Below are 16,085 nucleotides of genomic sequence, written 5' to 3'. Positions count from 1 at the left end.
TCCCGAGATGGTGGACCCAACCTGGCATGACGGCTGGGCGATCGATCGGCGGCGATCGATCAAGCTGCAGGTCTATGGCGTGCTGCGCCAGGCGATCGTCGGCGCCCGCCTGGCGCCCGGGCACGGCCTGTCGGAAAAGGACTTGGCCGATCTGCTGGGCGTCAGCCGGACGCCGGTGCGCGAGGCGCTGAGCAAGCTCGCCGACGAAGGGTTGGTCGTCATCCTGCCCCAGGCCGGCTCGTTCGTGGCGCCGATCTCCCATGCCGGGGTGATCGACGCCCAATATATCCGCGAGCTGCTCGAATGCGGCGTCGTGGCGGATCTGGCGCGCCGGGTGACGGACGAGGATCTGGGCCATCTCGCGGCCCTGATCGCCGCCCAGAAGCGCGCGGTCGCCGATGGCGACCTGTCCAGCTTCCATGGCCTGGACGAGGAGTTCCACCGAACGCTGGCGCGCCTGTCCGGCCATCCCAGCGTCTGGACGGCGATCGACCAGGCCAAGATGCAGATCGACCGGGTCCGCCGCCTGTCGCTGCCGGATCCGGGCCGGCCGGCGGTCGCCATCGCCCAGCACGAGGTCATCCTGGCGGCGCTGGCAGCGCGCGACACGCGCGCGGCGGGGGCGGCGATGCGGCGCCACCTGCGCGAGGTCCTGAAGATACTCGACGAGCTGCGCGCGCGGGTGCCCGGCTTCTTCCTGCCCGGCGGCGACGGCGCCCATCCGGCGGGCCTCGCCCTCGCCGCGGCCAAGCCGCCTGGCCGCCGCCGCGCGCCGGTTCGCAACGGCTACCGGTTCGGCGCCCTGTCCTGATCCGACTGCCCGGGCTCAATCCATGACCGGGCGCACCACGACCGGTCGGGACGGGCGCCGGATGCCGACCGCGCTCACGCCGCAGCCCAGCAGTTGCGCGAGGCCGGCCAGGATGAGGGCGATGGGCATGCCGCCGCTTAGCCGGTCGCCGGCACCCACCATCAGCGACCCGAACACGCCGACGCCGATCACCCCACCCATCTGGCGGGCGGCATTGAGCGCACCGGAGGCGATGCCCGCCCGCTCCCTGGCGACCCCGGCCAGGACCACGGCGGTCATCGACGGCACGGTCAGCGCAGAACCGACGCCGACGGCCAGCAGCGGGGCGACGATGGTGCCGTAACCGGTCGCGGCATCGGTCCGGGCCAGCACCATGTAGCCGACGGCGGCCAGTGCCTGTCCCGCCACCATCGGCAGCCGGGGCCCGAAGCGGGCGGTCAGGATCCCGGCCGCCAGATTCGCGACCGTGATCAGGGCGGTCATCGGCAGGAACGCCAGGCCGGCCATCAGCGGCGAATAGCCTTTCGAGATCTGGAAGAACAGGCTGAAGACGAACATCAGCCCGTAGAACGAAAAGTTGGTCAGCAACCCGACCGCGCAGGCCGCGCCGATCGCGGGGTTCCGGAACAGCGACAGCGGCAGCATGGGTTCGGCCACGCGCGCCTCGACCGCCAGGAACAGGCCGGCCGCCACCGCCGAGGTGACGAAGCCGGCGAGCACGATGGGATGGACCCAGCCCAACGGCCCGCTTTCGACGAAGCCCACGGTCAGCGCGCCGAGGGCGACGATGGCCAGCGCCTGGCCGGGCAGATCCAGGCCGCGCCCGGGGGCACGGGGCGCGTCGGGCGCATAGGCGATCGTCAGCCAGATCCCAAGCAGGCCCAGCGGCAGGTTCAGGAAGAAGATGCTCGACCAGCCCAGCCAGTCGACCAGGCTGCCGCCCACGACCGGCCCGGCCGCGATCGCGAGGCCGCCGGCGCCGGCCCAGAGACTGACCGCCTTCACCCGCGCGGCCGGATCCGGGAAGCCGGCATTCAGCAGTGCCAGCGAAGAGGGCACGCACAAGGCGGCGCCCACGCCCTGCACGACCCGAGCCGTCACCAGCGCATCGATGGTTCCAGCACAGCCGCATGCAACCGACGCGGCGGTGAACAGTGCAAATCCCACAACGAACATGCGCTTGGCGCCGAACCGGTCGCCCAGCGCGCCGGCGGTCAGCAGCAGGCTGGCAAACACCAGGGTGTAGGCGTTCAATACCCATTGAAGGCCGGTGACGTCGGTACCGAGCGCCGATTTGATCCGGTCCAGCGCGACGTTCACGACCGTCACGTCGAGAATGACCAGGACGAACCCCAGGCTGGTGGCCGCAAGAGTGAGAGTGGGCGAGCACTTCCCGCCGGGACGCGAAAACGGCATGCGCCGGTCCTCCGATAGCCCTTCCCCGGTTCGGGGACGTCCCTTATGTATTATCCGAAGATATTTGATAAACCGTTTGAATATCGATTCACTTCGAAGGAAAATTTGGTAATGGACCTCCTCAAGGCCATGGATATTTTCGTCCGGGTCGTCGATCTGGGCAGCCTGACCGCGGCGGCGGCGGAGCGCGACCTGACGCCGACCATGGTCGGTAACCATGTGCAGGCACTGGAGGGTCATCTGAGAGCCCGATTGCTCAACCGGACGACCCGGCGGCAGAACCTGACCGAGTTCGGCCGGGTCTATTACGACCGGTGCGTCGAAATCCTGGGTCTGGTCGGCGATGCCGAGGCGCTGGCGGCGGAGATCCAGACCGTGCCGAAGGGGCGTTTGCGCATTACGGCATCGGCCACCTTCGGCACGGAGCGGCTGATGCCGGCGCTGACCGACTATGCGGCTCTCCATCCTGCCGTCGATCTCGACGTGGTCATCACCGACACCGTGGTAGATCTGGCCGAGGACGGCTTCGAGGCGGCGATCCGCATCGGTTCGCTGCCGGGCTCCAGCCTCATCGCGCGGCCGCTCGCCCCCTACAAGCTGATGGTCTGCGCAGCACCCGCCTATCTGGCGCGGTGCGGGGCGCCGGATAGGCCGGAAGATCTGCGCCAGCACGATTGCCTGACCTACACCTATTCCTCCCGGTCCGAGTGGCGCTCGGCCCAAGCGGAATGGCGGATGACCGGGCCCGACGGCGAGGTCAGCGTACCGGTGTCGGGCCGCATGCAGGTCGACAGCGCCCAGGGGCTGCGCCGGGCGGCATTGACCGGCATGGGCGTCGTCATGCTGCCCGAGATCATGCTGGCGGAAGATGTCGGGGCCGGCCGTCTCGTGGCCCTGCTGCCGGGCTATTCGGCACCCAGCCGCCCCTTGAACCTGCTCTATCTGCGCGACCGCCACATGTCGCCGAAGCTGCGCAGCTTCATCGATTTCACGATCGACCGCTTCGGCCCGCAGCGCGCCTGAAGCGGCTCGCTCCCGTAAAACTGATATGGTAGTGTCGCGCGAAATCGGCAGGCGCGCACCTTTCCAGAAACCATAAAATCCGGGAGTAGCTGACGATGACGGACGATCGATCGATGATGTCCCGCCGCGCCTTGCTGGCCGGCACGGCGGCCGGGGCGGCGGCGCTGGGGCTGAAGGCGCCGGCCTGGGCGGCCGCCGGGCGCGATGCCGACGCACCCTGGCGCCAAGCGCGCGCCATCTGCGATCGGATCGAAGGCCTGAGGGATTTCCCCGGCTTCCGCGGCCGCGAATTCCGCCATTTCTACGTGACGGCCTATGGCGCGCGGCCGTGTCAGCTCGTGACCGTTCCGCTGCTCTATCAATCGGCGACCGTCTCCGGCCCGGGTCTGGCCCCGGCGACCGGCTCGTTCGACTGCCATGCCGCCTTCGCCGCGGCGATCGCGGCCTGCCATCGTGACGGCGGCGGTCGCGTCGTCGTGCCGGCCGGCAACTGGTATTGTGCCGGGCCGGTCACCCTGCTCAGCAACGTGAATTTCCATCTGGCGAGCGGCGCGCAGATCTGGTTCAGCCCGAATCCGGCCGACTATGCCAAATACGGCTCCTATGATTTCGGCGCCAACGGCAAGCTGGTGAAATCGCGCTGGCAGGCCAACGACTGCTATAATTTCTCGGCCATGGTCTATGCCTATGGCCAGGAGAACATCGCGCTGACGGGCGAGGACTGGACCAGCATCCTGAACGGTCAGGCCGGCACCCTCTATAACCCGACCAATTGCTGGTGGACCTGGAAGGGCACCGTCGGTACCGCGGGCTTCGTCGCGGGCCAACCGTCGGAAGGCACGGCCAACGCGCTCAACCTGCCGCTCGGCACGCTCAACCCGGCGCTTTCCACCGCCGAGATCAACCTGATCGAATTCGGCGCAGCGAGCGGCGGTACCGGCAATGCCTATACCAAGGACAGCTCCTACCTGCCGGCCCTGTCGGAGGCCAACATCCCGCCGGCTGCCCGCATCTTCGGCATCGGCCACCAGCTGCCGCCCTGCATGATCGAGTTCTTCAACTGCCGCAACGTGGTGATGGAGGGCTATCAGGTCACCAACACGCCGTTCTGGCAGCATCATCCGATCGCCTGCACCGACGTCCTGATCCGCAAGGTCTATGCGAACAGCACCGGTCCGAACAACGACGGGTTCGATCCGGAGGCCTGCGACCATGTGCTGGTCGACAAGGTCACCTTCAACACCGGCGACGATTGCATCGCGATCAAGTCGGGCAAGGACAACGACATCGAATATGGGCCGGCGCAGAATCACGTCATCCGCAATTGCACCATGAACAGCGGCCATGGCGGCATCACGCTGGGCAGCGAGATGTCGGCAGGCGTGAAGAACGTCTTCGCCGAGAACCTGAGCATGGAGAACCAGAATTACGCGACCAACCCGCTCAACATCGCGATCCGGGTCAAGACCAACCTAAACCGGGGCGGCACGGTCGAGAATTTCCACGTCCGCAACGTGACCCTGCCGAACGGCATCAACCTGACGCCCAGCTTCTACAAGCCGCTGCCGGGCAGCCCCGTGCCGACGAACACGGTGTCGACCAACCAGGGCGGCGTGATTACGTTCGACTGCGACTATTCGCCGGGCTCGGACAATGTCCGCATCCGGCCGCCGACGGTGAAGAACATCACCATCACCAACCTGACGGTGACGGCGCCCCCCGGCGGCACGGCCAGCTGCTACCAGGCGGTCATCGTCCAAGGCCCGGTCGCGGCCGACTACAACGGCCTCACCACGCCGCCGCCGACCGTGGTTCCGGTCGCGGACGTGACCATCACCAACTGCAACTTCGGCACGCCCGTGAACACGGCAAAGCCGATCTATCTCTACAATGTCCAGGGCCTGACCCTGGATAAGGTGACGATCGCGGGCACGGTCTACAACACGGTGCTGTCCGCCTGATCCGACGCCCGGACGCGGGGTCCGCGTCCGGGCTTTCTCCTTGCCGATCGATGCCTATGGCCGGATGAGTCCCGGGGCGATAAAGTCGCCCGCAACGGCATTCGGGCACGCCCTCGCGGGTGGCCCTTCGATCGAAAGTGGTGAGATGGGTTCGTTCAAAACACGCGTCACAGTGGCGGCCGGACTTGCGATCCTGGTCGGCGGCATCGGTTTCGGTACCCATCTGGCGGCATCCGCCAAAGACGCGCCTAAGGCGGCCGCGGCCACGACGCCGAAAGCCGCGGCACCTGTCGCCGAGCCCGCGAAGGATGGCAAGCCGCCGGTCTGGGGCCGGACGTGCCAGACCGCTGCCGACAACAAGCTGACCTGCGTGATGGTCCAGACCGTCGTGGTCACGGACAAGCAGACCAACAACCGCGCGCGCGCGCTCACGGTCACCGTCGGCTATGGGGCGGATGACGGCAAGCTACGCATGGCGCTCACCTTGCCGCTCGGGCTCAACCTGCCGAACGGCGTCACCTTCCAGATCGACGACGGCAAACCGTTCGTCCTGCCGATTGAGACCTGCATCGCCGAGGGTTGCCGCATCGTCATGAACATCGACGACGGCGGCCGCGAAAGCCTGGTCAAGAGCAAGCAGATCAAGCTCAGCTATCAGTTGATCGGTGGCCAGCAGGTCGCCCTGCCGATCGAGCTCGCCGGGTTCGGCGACGTGCTGGCTCAATTGAAGTCCTGAGCCAAGGTCGCGGTCTCGACCGTGACCGGAGCGAATTGCGGACGGCGAAGGACCGGTCGCCGGCTCCCGAAAGCCGATAGACCGCGCCGAAACGGCGCAGCCCTTTCCCGGGTTCAGTCGGAACCCCTCGATGCGCCGGCTGTTTTCGATGGAACGATCGAGAATGGGGAACGCTGATGACCGGCTTGCACGGGAAGAGAATCTTGGTCACGGGCGGTGCCCAGGGCATCGGCCGCGCCATCGCACAGCGCTTCGCCACCGAGGGGGCCCGGGTCGCGGTCAATGACGTGAAGGACGGCGCCCCGCTTGCGGAAACGCTCGCCCTGCTGGCCCCGGTCGAGGCGGGCGCCCATGCAGGCTTTCCGGCCGACATCGCGGACGAGGCGGCGGTCGAGCGCATGATGGCCGACGTGATCGCCCGGTTCGGCGGGCTCGACGTGCTGATCAACAACGCCGGCATCCAGATCGAGGCCCCGTCCGATGCCATGACGCTCGACCAGTTCGAACGCGTGCTGGGCGTCAACCTGCGCGGTACTTTCCTGTGCTCGCGTGCCGCACTCCGGCATTTCCTGGCGAGCGGGACCAAGGGGTCGATCATCAACACCACCTCGGTGCACGAACTGATCCCGAAGCCAGGCTTCCTGGGCTATTCCGCCAGCAAGGGCGCCATGGGCAACGTTACCCGCACCCTGGCACTCGAATATGCCGGCCGCGGCATCCGCGTGAACGAAGTGGCGCCCGGCGCCATCATCACGCCGATCAATTCGGCCTGGAAAGACGATCCGGCCAAGCGCCACGATGTCGAGAAGCACATCCCGATGGGCCGCTCCGGAACCCCGGAGGAGGTTGCGAACCTGTTCGCGTTCCTCGCTTCCGACGAGGCGTCCTATGTCACCGGCCAGACCTTCTTCGTCGACGGCGGGCTCAACCTCTACGGCGATTTCGCCCATAACTGGTCGTCGTAAGGCGCCCGCACCTATAGATTCTGGATCTGCACCCGCTCGGAAAGGTCGGGCGGCGCGAAGCCGAAGATGCGCCCGTAGAAGCCCAGCTCCAGGTCCAGGACGCGGCGGATCGTCGTGCCTTGGCGGAAGCCGTGGCCTTCGCCCTCGAACGCATAGTGGGCGACGGCCAAACCCTTGGATGCCATCGCGCGCACCATGACCTCGGCCTGGTTCGGCGGTACGACCTTGTCTTCCAGACCCTGGAAGAAGATCACCGGGCAGGATAGTTGATCCAGATGATGGATCGGCGAGCGATCGCGATAGGTGGCTTCGGCCTGGGGCAGGGGACCGACCAGCCGGTCGAGGTAGCGCGCCTCGAACTTGTGGGTATCGGACGCGAGCAGCGTGAGATCCGCCACGCCATAGTGGCTGGCGCCGGCCTTGAACAGCTTGGTGCGGGTGAGTGCCGCCAGCACGGTGAAGCCGCCGGCGCTGCCGCCGCGGATCGCGATGCGCGCCGCGTCGACCAGTCCCTCCCGCCCCAGGTAGGCGGCCGCAGCCGCGCAATCCTCGACATCGACCACGCCCCAGCGCCCGTCGAGACGGTGGCGATAGTCGCGGCCGAAGCCGGTGGAGCCGCCATAATTGACGTCGACCACGGCGATGCCGCGGCTGGTCCACCATTGGACCGCGGGCGAAAAGCCGTTCGTGTTCATGGCGGTCGGTCCGCCATGGCAGATCACGATCAGCGGCGGCTTCTCGCCGGCTGGTCCCTCGAACCGGGCATTGGTCGGCGCGTACCAGAATGCGTGACCCCGGCTGCCGTCGCGCGTCGGAAAGGTGAAGGGTTCGCCGATCGAGACGTCGGCGGCGGTCAGGGTGGCGGGACCGGCCGCCCTGACGCTCTCCGGAACGCTGCCCCAATGCGCGAGGCGGGTCACCGCCGGCGGGGCCGTCGTCGGTGTCGCGATATAGGCGAGACCGTCCCCCGCCGGCATCGGGCAACCCTGCACCGGGCCGATGTCCAGCGGGCTGATCCGCCCATCCTCGATCACGATGGCGCGGCGGATGCCCCGCTCGATCAGGGCCGCGACGATCCGGCCGTCGCCCAGGAAGGCGAAGAACCGCTCGCCGAACACCCAGTGCGGGCCACCGATCTCGCCCTCGACCGGCGCGACCGGCCGGATCGACCCGTCACGCACCGCATAAAGGTTCCACCAGCCATTGCGGTCGGACGCAAAATGCAGCACGCCGTCCGGCGACCAGGCCGGCTGGACGATCGCCTCCGGGCTGGCGCCGGCGACCAGCTGCACGCTCTCGGCCGTCATCGTCCGGTCGATCGGCGCCAGCCACAGGCGCGTGCCGTCCCACGGCATGTCCGGATGGTCCCAGCTGAGCCAGACCAGCGTCTGGCCGTCGGGCGACAAGCGAGGGGCCGCCAGGAAATCGTGGCCGTCGACCAGCACCTGGCCTGGATTCTCGTGGGGTGGCAGGCGACCGGTGATGTCGAGCGCCACGATCGCCGCCTTGGGCTCGCCGTCGCCGCGATGGTCCTCGCGCACGGCCAGCACGCGCCCGCGCGTCGGATCGAAGGCGAAATCGGCATAGCGGCAGCCGTCGACCGCTGCGATCCGTCGGGCCGGCGCGTCGCCGTCGATCAGCCAGACGGCACCGTTGCCCTTATCGCTGAATATGATCCGTCCGTCGGCGACGTGATAGGCGCCCCCACCATATTCATGCACCCGGCTCGCGACATTGAGCGGCGCCGGTGTCAGGTCGCGGATCCGGCCATCGGTATCGCGCCGGACCAGCACCGAGCGGCCGTTCTCGTTCGGTCGCGCTTCGAGCCAATAGAGCGCGCCCCGGTCGGTCTGCAGGGCGCCCAAGCCGATGGTCTGGCCCGCGACGAGGTCCGTGGTGACCGGCGATCCCCACGCGCCGTAGGGGGCGGTGCTTTTGTCAGTCATTGTCCCTCTCGCGCTCTCGATCTTTCCGCAAACCGGTCGAGCGGGCGGATGCGATAGCGCCACTGCCGCCGTTCGCCCGGCGCCAGGCTGACGGTACCGGGCTTGCGGGCGAATTCACCGTCGAAGCCTGCCGGGCTCGCATAGCCCTGCCAGGGTTCGATGCACAGGAACGGCGCGCCCGGCTTGCTCCAGATGCCGAGGTGCGGCAGGCCTTCCCAATCCATCGCGATCGCCGGTCCGCCCGGCGCGCCGAACGTGACGGCGCGGGATGCCGGATGGTCCATGATGATCGCGTCGTTCGCGAACAGGCCGTCGTGCAGCGCCAGCACCCGGCCCTGGATCGGCGTCGGTTCCGGTTCGGGTGCGATCAGCTTGCCCACGACCCGGCGGATCGGGGCCGGCTCGTCCTGCTCGAACAGCAGGCAATGATCCTCACGCTTCAGGCCGGGGGCGAGCGGCCATTGGAACGCCGGATGGATGCCCAGGCTGGCGATCAGCGGCTCGTCGCCGGGATTGACGAGGGTGAAACGGCCGACCAGCGCCTCCGCCTCCAGCGCGTAGTCGATCTCGAGCACGAAGCGGAACGGATAGGCGGCGCGCGTCTCGGCGCTGTCGGTCAATTGCCAGGCGCAGGTCGTGGGGGTGCGCCGGACCAGCTCGCAGACCGTATGGCGCAGGAAACCGTGGGACGGCAGTGTATAGGACTTGCCCTGGTGCAGCAGCCGGTCGCCGGCCAGGCCGCCGACGATCGGGAACAGGTTCGGCGCATGCCAGCCCCAGATCGCAGGATCAGCCTGCCAGATCCGCTCCGCGCCGTCGTGGACGAGCGAGGTCAGCTCGGCGCCCTGTGCGCGGAACCGGGCGGTCAACCGGCCCTGTTCGATCGTGACCATGTCGCTCATATCCGTTCGATCGTCCCATCCGCTGCGATGGCGACCCGTTCGCCGTCGGAGAATCCCGCTTGGACCGCCGCCGGCAGGACCAGCAGCGGGATCGTCGGCCAGCCCATCTCGCGCGCGACCAGGATGCCCAGCCCCAGGATCGCGTCGAGCCGGCCCATGACGATCGCCGCCGGCGCCAGGCCCGCCGACAGCAGTTCCAGCATCACCGCACTCGACGAACTCGACCCGCGCGTCTCCGGCACCATCAGGACCGCGCCGCCGATCTTCACGCCGTGATGGGGCGACCGCGGGTCGGTCAGCGCACCGGTGAAGGGATCGACGCCGCCCCAGAAACTCAATGGACCGTCGAGCCGGATCACCGCGCCTTCGGCCTGACCGGGCAGAATGCTCTCGGCCTTCATCGCCAGATCGCCTCGTCGCGGGCGACCCGGCCCGTGACCGCGCTTTCGATGCAGTCGGTCAGGCTGCCGTAAAGCACGTCCCACCCGGTGGTCGATGGGGTGTAATGGGCGAATTTCCCGGAATTGGTCATGAGCAGGCCCGATGCGGCGCTGAGGATCGGCGTGACCACGATGCAGGTGTCCGCGATCAGCGTGACGCCGGCGGCATCGAGCGCCGCGCGCCGGCCGTCGCCGGCGATCCGGTCCAGCACATGGCGACCGGTACAGGCGTAGAACGGAATGGCGATACGGCGGCCGGCCAGGCCGGTGACCAGGGCGTCGACCTCGGCTTCGGACAGGTGCGGACTGCCGATGGCGACAGCGTCGATCCGGCCGTCGGCCGGCACCAGCCCGGTCGAGAGACGACGGCGGGCAGCCTCCAGCATCGGTGCCTCGAGCCGGATGGTTTCGCGCGGCGCCACCCCGCCGAACACGGTCGCCCGGTCCGGCGCTTCCGGCGTCACGCCGACCACATGGAACAGCCCGACCGCACCGGTCGAGGCGGCGGCGGCGCCCAGCGCCTTCAGGCGATCCTCGGCCAGCGGGCGGGGCAGGCCGTCGATCGCGGCGACCGCATCGCCGACCGTGGCGCCCAGCCAGGCGCCCAGCACGGGATAGAACGCGTCCTCGGCCACGAGGGCCGGGTTCAGGCCCGACGCGTCGATCAGCACGGTGGCCTGCCGGTTCTCCGGCAGATGCAGCCCGGCGCGTGGCGCGCGGCCGGTGATGGCGGCGCAGATGTCGAGGAAATCGCCATAGCGGTTGGTGCGCGCGCCGAGCACGGAATTGCAGAACACGACCGCGTTGGATTCGCCCCAGGCGACATCCTGGCCCAGCGCCGGACGATGACCGGCCTGATAGGGTGCGCAGGTCCAGCTCTCGCGGCAGCCGAGGCCGGCGTAGGCCGCCATCAGGCGCCGCGCCATGCCGGCCTGTTCAGGGCCCAGACGTTCGCGGCCGGGATGGACCAGGTCGAGCGCGCCGACATTCAACGTGGTCGGAACCCGCACCCGTCCGCCGTCGGACCGCAGGCGCTCGGCGAACAGGGTGCCGCTGTCGCCGTGATAGAGGCATCCGTCGATGTGGGAGGATGCGATGTCGATCAGCCGGTCGGCACCCAGCATGCGCGCCGTGTCCGCGACGATCCGAAGCGCCATGGCCGCCGCCGGCCCGTCCCGCCCGGCCAGCATCGCCAGATCGTCGGGCGAGAGTTCAAGAGACATGCGCAGGCTTCATCGGCGACGGACGACCCTTCCGGTGGCTGGACTCCCGAACGATGATCGTCGTTGCGCTGCGGCGTCAAGCCGGGCGAACGGCCGCGGTATCCTCGTCCGGGGTCAGCCGCCGAGGGCGGCCTTGGCGCTTTCCCACAAGGAACGCGCGACCGCGCCGGCGGGCTCCGCCCGGGCCATCATGGCCGATTGCCCGGCCCAGGCCTGCATGCGGTCCAGGTCGCCGGCCTTGCCGCCCGCATCCCGCATGGCCTGGGTGAGCGCGCGCTGCACCGGATAGGGCGCAGGGGTCGGAGCCCCCGGGGCAGTCGCGGCGCGGGCATAGGCGGTAGCGATGCTGCGCCCGGTCCGGCCGCTGAAAGCGCGGCTGACAATGGTGCCTTCGGGCGGCGTGCGCGCCAGCCCGTCGGCCCAGGCCGGATTGAGCTTGGCCTCGGGACAGCGCAGGAAACCGGTGCCGATCTGTGCCGCACTGGCGCCCAGCATCAGGGCGGCGGCTACGCCGCGCGCATCGCCGATGCCGCCGGTCGCCACGACCGGGATCTTGACCGCGTCGGCCACGGCCGGGACCAGGGCGAACAGTCCGACCATGCCCGCTTCGGCCTGCGCCGCGTCGAAGCAACCGCGATGCCCTCCGGCTTCCATGCCCTGGGCCACGACGACATCGGCGCCGGCGGCCTCGGCGGCGCGCGCCTCGGCCACGGTCGAGACGTTCGCCCACCAGGAAATGCCACTCTGCTTCAATCGGCGCACGAACTCGGGCGGGTAGAGCCCCATCACGGACGAGACGATCGGCGGCGCCACCTCGATGAACGCATCGCACTGGGCCGCGAAATCCGGCGGTGTCGCATCGCCTGCGCTGGCCGGCACCTCCGGTCCCCAATGTTCGAGAAAGCTGCGCACAGCAGCCTCCCCCGCGGCATCGCGACGGGGCGGCGGATCTGGAATCCAGAGATTGAGCTGGAACGCCCCCGTGCTGGCCGCGCGGAATTCCGCGGCCCAGTCGAGGATGGCGGCAGGTTTCAGCAACAGCGCGCCGCAGGCGCCGAGGCCGCCGGCATTGGCGACGGCGGCGGAGAGCGACGGCGGACAGGCGCCGGCCATGGGCCCGAGCAGGATCGGGATGCGGAGGCCGAAACGCCGGCAGAACGCTTCGGCGCGGGCCAGGGGAGTATGCAGATCGGACATGGCCCGATTAAAGGCGCGTCGGCTGCTGTCGACAAGCGAAGGATTCCGATCGTTCCCATCTGCCGGAGCGATGGAAGGCGGCGGACCCTACTCGGCGGCGACCGGCTGTCGGTCGCCGATCTGCGCCGGCCGCGTGGCGGCCAGGAAGGCCGCAAGCGCGCTTGAACCATGGCTGTCGCGCCGGCGCACGAAGACCGTCTCGACCAACGCGTCGCGCGGCTCCAGCGCATGGAGCGCGATGTCGCGACGATGCGGACCGGTGCCCGCCATGCCGCGCGGCAGCAACGTCACGCCCATCCCGGCGGCGACGCAGGCCAGTACGGCCTCCGGCGTGCCGAATTCCAGGACACGCGGCGCCGGGATGCCACGCCGAGCGAGCAGCTCTTCCAGCCGCTGGCGATAGGAACAGCCGCGCTTGAGCACGACGATGCGCAGGTCGGCACGAGCGGTCAGTTCGTCGAGCGAGCGGATCGTGGACGCCGTGAAGACGCACAGCTCTTCGGTGAAGCACGGCTCGCAATCCAGTTCAGGATGCATGATCGGCCCGCAAACGAAGGCACCTTCGACCCGCTGGCCCAGTACCTGGTCCAGCAACTCGCAGGTCGTCCCGGTCCGGATCGTCAGATCGACCGCGGGATGGGCGGCGACGAAGCCGGACAAAGCGTCGGCGAGGCGGAGCGCGGTCGTGGTTTCGAGCGCGCCCACGACGAGCGGACCGCGCGGCGTGCCGTCGTCCAAGGTCGCCCGACGGGCCTCGGTCACCAGCAACGCCATCTGCTGGGCATAGGGGAGCAGGCGGAGCCCGGCCGGTGTCGGGGCGACACCCCGGGCATGCCGATGGAACAGGGGCGTTCCCAATTGTTCCTCCAGGTGGCGGATCCGGGCGGTTACGTTGGACTGCACCGTATGCAACTCCTCGGCGGCCCGCCCCATGCCGCCCAGCCGGGCAACCGCCTCGAATACCCTCAGATCCGCCGTGTCCATGTCGCCGTCCTCCCGCGTCCGCCACGCCCGCAGCATGGAGCCCGATCGGGCGTCCGATCAACTCGTCAATGGCGCGGGCCAGGAACGTCGTCGCCGCGCGAAGCGGTCTCGGGCATCGCGACGATCAGCGCCAGCAGGGCGACGGCCGCAGCCGCGCCGGCGCCCAGACACGCCGTGGCATAGCCGAAATGATCAACGACGACGCCTGCGGCCAGCCCGCTGATCGAAGCGCCGGCGCCCTGGATCGTGGCGACGGCGCCCTGCGCCACGTTGTACCGTCCCGTGCCGCGCATGAGGTCGGCGATCACCAGCGGCGTGATCGCGCCGAAGATGCCGGCGCCGATGCCGTCGAGCAGTTGCACCCCGATGAGCCACCCCGGTGCGTCGGAGAGAGTATAGAGCACCGCGCGCACCGGCAGAATGGCGAAGCCTGCCAGCAGGATCGGTTTACGCCCGATCCGATCGGCAAAGCGTCCGACCGCGAGCGCGATCGGCAGCATGATCAGCTGCGCCGCGATGATGCAGGCCGACATCATCGCCGTCGCCAGATCCTTATGGGCGGCTGCCAGCTTCTGCCCGACCAGCGGCAGCAGCGGCGCGTTCGCGAAATGGAACAGCATCGCGCAGAACGCATAGACCAGCAGCGGCCGGCAGGTGAGCAGGACGCCCAGGCCCGACGAATGCGTGTGTCCGCCGTCATCCCCGCCCCGCGCCCGGTCATGGTCGATCGCGCTGGCCGGGATCGACAGGGTCGCCAGGCTGCCGGCGAGCGCACAGACCGGCACCAGCAGGAACACCGCGCGCTGCGACAGCAGCCAGCCAACCAGGCCCGCGAAGGCGGCTATCGCGACGTTGCCGGCATGGTCGAACGCCGAATTGCGGCCAAGGCGCCGGGCCAGTTGGCCGCGCGCGAACAGGCCCAGGGTCAAGGCGGATACCGCTGGGCCGAACACGTCGCCGACCAGCGCGATGCCGGTGTTTGCGATCATGACCGGCCAGAAGCTCGGCCAAGCATAGATCGCGATGGCACCGACGGCGAGCAGGGCCAGTGCCGCGACGATCAAGGCGCGTTTGGCCCGGGTGGAATCGATCAGGGCGCCGACCGGCGTCTGCGCGACGAGTCCGAGCAGACCGCTGATCGCGGTCACCAGCCCGACGGACGATTGGCTCCAGTGCCGCTCCGTCACCAGGAAGACGTTGAGGAACGGTCCGAGCGCGCCGCGGACGTCGGCCAGCAGGAAATTCAGCGCGTCGAGCGACCTGGGATGGAAGCGGCGATCGGTCGGAGTGGTCTGTTCATTGGCCATCCCGCGCTCCCTCCAGTCACGACCAAGAACGCGCCCGAGGCCGCGGGGCTCCCGACGGTCGGTAATTTTCTCTTGGGTGCGGGGATTTTTCCCTGGCCGGCCGCCTATCATCGAAATAACTGTGTGCACTGCGTCATCGTGACGATTCCCGACCCATCGCATGAGGTGAGGCGTGATCCGCTCGGCCGTCTTGCTCGCCCTGGTGATCGGCATCGTCGCGTTCGTGGCCATCCTGGTGACGAACGGCTTCGCCGACATCATCCGCGGGGTTGCGACGATCGGCTGGGGCTTGGTCGCTATCGTGCTGATCCGGCTCGTGGCCCTGACGCTTGCCGGTGCGGCCTGGGGCCTGATGCTCGGTCACCAGGTCGATCGCCCGGCCGGGCTCTACGTCGGCCTCCGCGTCATCCGCGAGGCGATCAATTCCCTGCTGCCCGCCGTCCAGGTCGGCGGCGACATCGTCGGTGGCCGGCTGCTGGCCCAGTACGGCGTGCCGGCCGGCCTCGCGGCGGCCTCGATCCTGGTCGACCTGCTGCTGCAGACCGCGACCCAGGGATTGTTCGCGGTCTCGGGGCTGGCGGCGCTGTGGCTCGCGTTCGGCGATACGCCGGTCGTGCGCGAGATCGGCGGCGGCCTGATCGTCGCGGTGCCGGCCTTGGGCGGCTTCTTCCTGGCCCAGCGGCTGGGGCTGTTCGCGCTGGTCGACCGGGGCATGGGCCTCATCCAGCGTTTCCTGCCGGCCCTGGTGCCGGCCCGGCCGCTCGACTTGCAGTCGGGCCTGCGGTCGATCTATGGCGCCCACGGCCGGATCGCCGGCGCCGGCCTCGTGCATCTGCTGGGCTGGTGCACCGGCATCCTGGAGATCTGGCTGGCGCTCGGCCGCATGGGCGTGCCTATCGGCTTTGCCGAGGCGCTGGTGCTGGAGAGCTTGGGCCAGGCGGTCCGGTCCGCCGCCTTCGCGGTGCCCGGCGCGCTCGGCATTCAGGAGGGCGGGTTCGTCCTGCTCGGCGGCTTGTTCGGCCTGTCGCCGGCGACCTCACTGTCGCTGTCGCTGGTCAAGCGGTTGCCCGACCTCGCAATCGGCCTCCCGGGCCTCGCGGCCTGGCAGATGATCGAGATCCGTAAGGTCAAGCTGCCCCCGCTGCTGCGGCGCGGGGGCGCTTGAACCCGTCGG

General features: G+C 69.1%; 14 protein-coding genes. 6 read left to right on the top strand and 8 right to left on the bottom strand.

Annotation, left to right across the window (positions count from 1 at the left end; all coding sequences use genetic code 11):
• The first annotated feature begins 7 nt into the window (after positions 1-7).
• Entirely contained in the window at positions 8-811 is an 804-nt protein-coding gene (locus VGV37_RS11255) for a GntR family transcriptional regulator (protein ID WP_326879764.1), read from the top strand.
• Positions 812-826: 15 nt separating this feature from the next.
• On the opposite strand, the gene VGV37_RS11250 is transcribed toward VGV37_RS11255, so the two are convergent.
• Positions 827-2,227: an MFS transporter gene (locus VGV37_RS11250; RefSeq protein WP_326879763.1), complete on the bottom strand. Its 1,401-nt coding sequence runs from the start codon at positions 2,225-2,227 to the stop codon at positions 827-829.
• A 111-nt stretch (positions 2,228-2,338) separates the two neighbouring features.
• On the opposite strand from VGV37_RS11250, the gene VGV37_RS11245 reads away from it, so the two are divergent.
• The 4 genes from VGV37_RS11245 to VGV37_RS11230 all read left to right on the top strand — a co-directional run bounded on the left by VGV37_RS11245 (position 2,339) and on the right by VGV37_RS11230 (position 6,912).
• Positions 2,339-3,250, top strand: coding sequence for a LysR family transcriptional regulator (locus VGV37_RS11245; protein WP_326879762.1), 912 nt, complete (start codon positions 2,339-2,341; stop codon positions 3,248-3,250).
• A 95-nt stretch (positions 3,251-3,345) separates the two neighbouring features.
• Complete coding sequence (locus tag VGV37_RS11240) at positions 3,346-5,211, top strand: glycoside hydrolase family 28 protein (RefSeq protein ID WP_326879761.1); 1,866 nt, start codon at positions 3,346-3,348, stop codon at positions 5,209-5,211.
• A gap of 145 nt (positions 5,212-5,356) precedes the next feature.
• A complete protein-coding gene (locus VGV37_RS11235) occupies positions 5,357-5,947 on the top strand; it encodes an invasion associated locus B family protein (RefSeq protein ID WP_326879760.1) in 591 nt (196 codons plus the stop codon).
• Between the two features lie 176 nt (positions 5,948-6,123).
• Positions 6,124-6,912, top strand: coding sequence for a glucose 1-dehydrogenase (locus VGV37_RS11230; protein ID WP_326879759.1), 789 nt, complete (start codon positions 6,124-6,126; stop codon positions 6,910-6,912).
• 11 nt (positions 6,913-6,923) lie between these two features.
• On the opposite strand, the gene VGV37_RS11225 is transcribed toward VGV37_RS11230, so the two are convergent.
• The 7 genes from VGV37_RS11225 to VGV37_RS11195 all read right to left on the bottom strand — a co-directional run bounded on the left by VGV37_RS11225 (position 6,924) and on the right by VGV37_RS11195 (position 14,911).
• Positions 6,924-8,858, bottom strand: coding sequence for a S9 family peptidase (locus tag VGV37_RS11225; protein WP_326879757.1), 1,935 nt, complete (start codon positions 8,856-8,858; stop codon positions 6,924-6,926).
• Positions 8,855-9,760, bottom strand: coding sequence for an aldose 1-epimerase family protein (locus VGV37_RS11220; protein WP_326879756.1), 906 nt, complete (start codon positions 9,758-9,760; stop codon positions 8,855-8,857). Before VGV37_RS11220 ends, VGV37_RS11225 begins: the two co-directional genes overlap by 4 nt.
• The gene (locus VGV37_RS11215; RefSeq protein WP_326879755.1) at positions 9,757-10,161 is read right to left on the bottom strand and encodes an aconitase X swivel domain-containing protein; all 405 of its coding nucleotides are present in this window, start codon (positions 10,159-10,161) and stop codon (positions 9,757-9,759) included. Before VGV37_RS11215 ends, VGV37_RS11220 begins: the two co-directional genes overlap by 4 nt.
• Positions 10,158-11,423 (bottom strand): aconitase X catalytic domain-containing protein, encoded by a 1,266-nt coding sequence (locus VGV37_RS11210; RefSeq protein WP_326879754.1) that lies wholly within the window; start codon positions 11,421-11,423, stop codon positions 10,158-10,160. Before VGV37_RS11210 ends, VGV37_RS11215 begins: the two co-directional genes overlap by 4 nt.
• A 114-nt stretch (positions 11,424-11,537) precedes the next feature.
• Positions 11,538-12,620 (bottom strand): nitronate monooxygenase, encoded by a 1,083-nt coding sequence (locus tag VGV37_RS11205; RefSeq protein ID WP_326879753.1) that lies wholly within the window; start codon positions 12,618-12,620, stop codon positions 11,538-11,540.
• Positions 12,621-12,707: 87 nt separating this feature from the next.
• On the bottom strand, positions 12,708-13,604 hold the full coding sequence (locus VGV37_RS11200) for a LysR family transcriptional regulator (protein ID WP_326879752.1): 897 nt from the start codon (positions 13,602-13,604) through the stop codon (positions 12,708-12,710).
• A gap of 65 nt (positions 13,605-13,669) precedes the next feature.
• Complete coding sequence (locus tag VGV37_RS11195; protein WP_326879751.1) at positions 13,670-14,911, bottom strand: MFS transporter; 1,242 nt, start codon at positions 14,909-14,911, stop codon at positions 13,670-13,672.
• A gap of 172 nt (positions 14,912-15,083) precedes the next feature.
• Here VGV37_RS11195 and VGV37_RS11190 point away from each other — a divergent pair, with 172 nt between their 5' ends.
• Entirely contained in the window at positions 15,084-16,076 is a 993-nt protein-coding gene (locus VGV37_RS11190) for a lysylphosphatidylglycerol synthase domain-containing protein (protein ID WP_326879750.1), read from the top strand.
• Positions 16,077-16,085 lie beyond the last annotated feature (9 nt).

Source organism: Aliidongia sp., from assembly GCF_035943795.1.
Taxonomy (GTDB): Bacteria; Pseudomonadota; Alphaproteobacteria; order ATCC43930; family CGMCC-115725; genus Aliidongia.
This window is presented reverse-complemented; position numbering and strand designations above follow the sequence as displayed.

Excerpts from the sequence above, each read along its gene's own strand:
- VGV37_RS11210 (WP_326879754.1), bottom strand. The coding sequence starts at position 11,423 with ATGTCTCTTGAACTCTCGCCCGACGATCTGGCGATGCTGGCCGGGCGG.
- VGV37_RS11195 (WP_326879751.1), bottom strand. The coding sequence starts at position 14,911 with ATGGCCAATGAACAGACCACTCCGACCGATCGCCGCTTCCATCCCAGG.
- VGV37_RS11215 (WP_326879755.1), bottom strand. The coding sequence starts at position 10,161 with ATGAAGGCCGAGAGCATTCTGCCCGGTCAGGCCGAAGGCGCGGTGATC.
- VGV37_RS11255 (WP_326879764.1), top strand. The coding sequence starts at position 8 with ATGGTGGACCCAACCTGGCATGACGGCTGGGCGATCGATCGGCGGCGA.
- VGV37_RS11220 (WP_326879756.1), bottom strand. The coding sequence starts at position 9,760 with ATGAGCGACATGGTCACGATCGAACAGGGCCGGTTGACCGCCCGGTTC.
- VGV37_RS11250 (WP_326879763.1), bottom strand. The coding sequence starts at position 2,227 with ATGCCGTTTTCGCGTCCCGGCGGGAAGTGCTCGCCCACTCTCACTCTT.
- VGV37_RS11245 (WP_326879762.1), top strand. The coding sequence starts at position 2,339 with ATGGACCTCCTCAAGGCCATGGATATTTTCGTCCGGGTCGTCGATCTG.
- VGV37_RS11205 (WP_326879753.1), bottom strand. The coding sequence starts at position 12,620 with ATGTCCGATCTGCATACTCCCCTGGCCCGCGCCGAAGCGTTCTGCCGG.
- VGV37_RS11235 (WP_326879760.1), top strand. The coding sequence starts at position 5,357 with ATGGGTTCGTTCAAAACACGCGTCACAGTGGCGGCCGGACTTGCGATC.
- VGV37_RS11240 (WP_326879761.1), top strand. The coding sequence starts at position 3,346 with ATGACGGACGATCGATCGATGATGTCCCGCCGCGCCTTGCTGGCCGGC.
- VGV37_RS11200 (WP_326879752.1), bottom strand. The coding sequence starts at position 13,604 with ATGGACACGGCGGATCTGAGGGTATTCGAGGCGGTTGCCCGGCTGGGC.
- VGV37_RS11225 (WP_326879757.1), bottom strand. The coding sequence starts at position 8,858 with ATGACTGACAAAAGCACCGCCCCCTACGGCGCGTGGGGATCGCCGGTC.
- VGV37_RS11230 (WP_326879759.1), top strand. The coding sequence starts at position 6,124 with ATGACCGGCTTGCACGGGAAGAGAATCTTGGTCACGGGCGGTGCCCAG.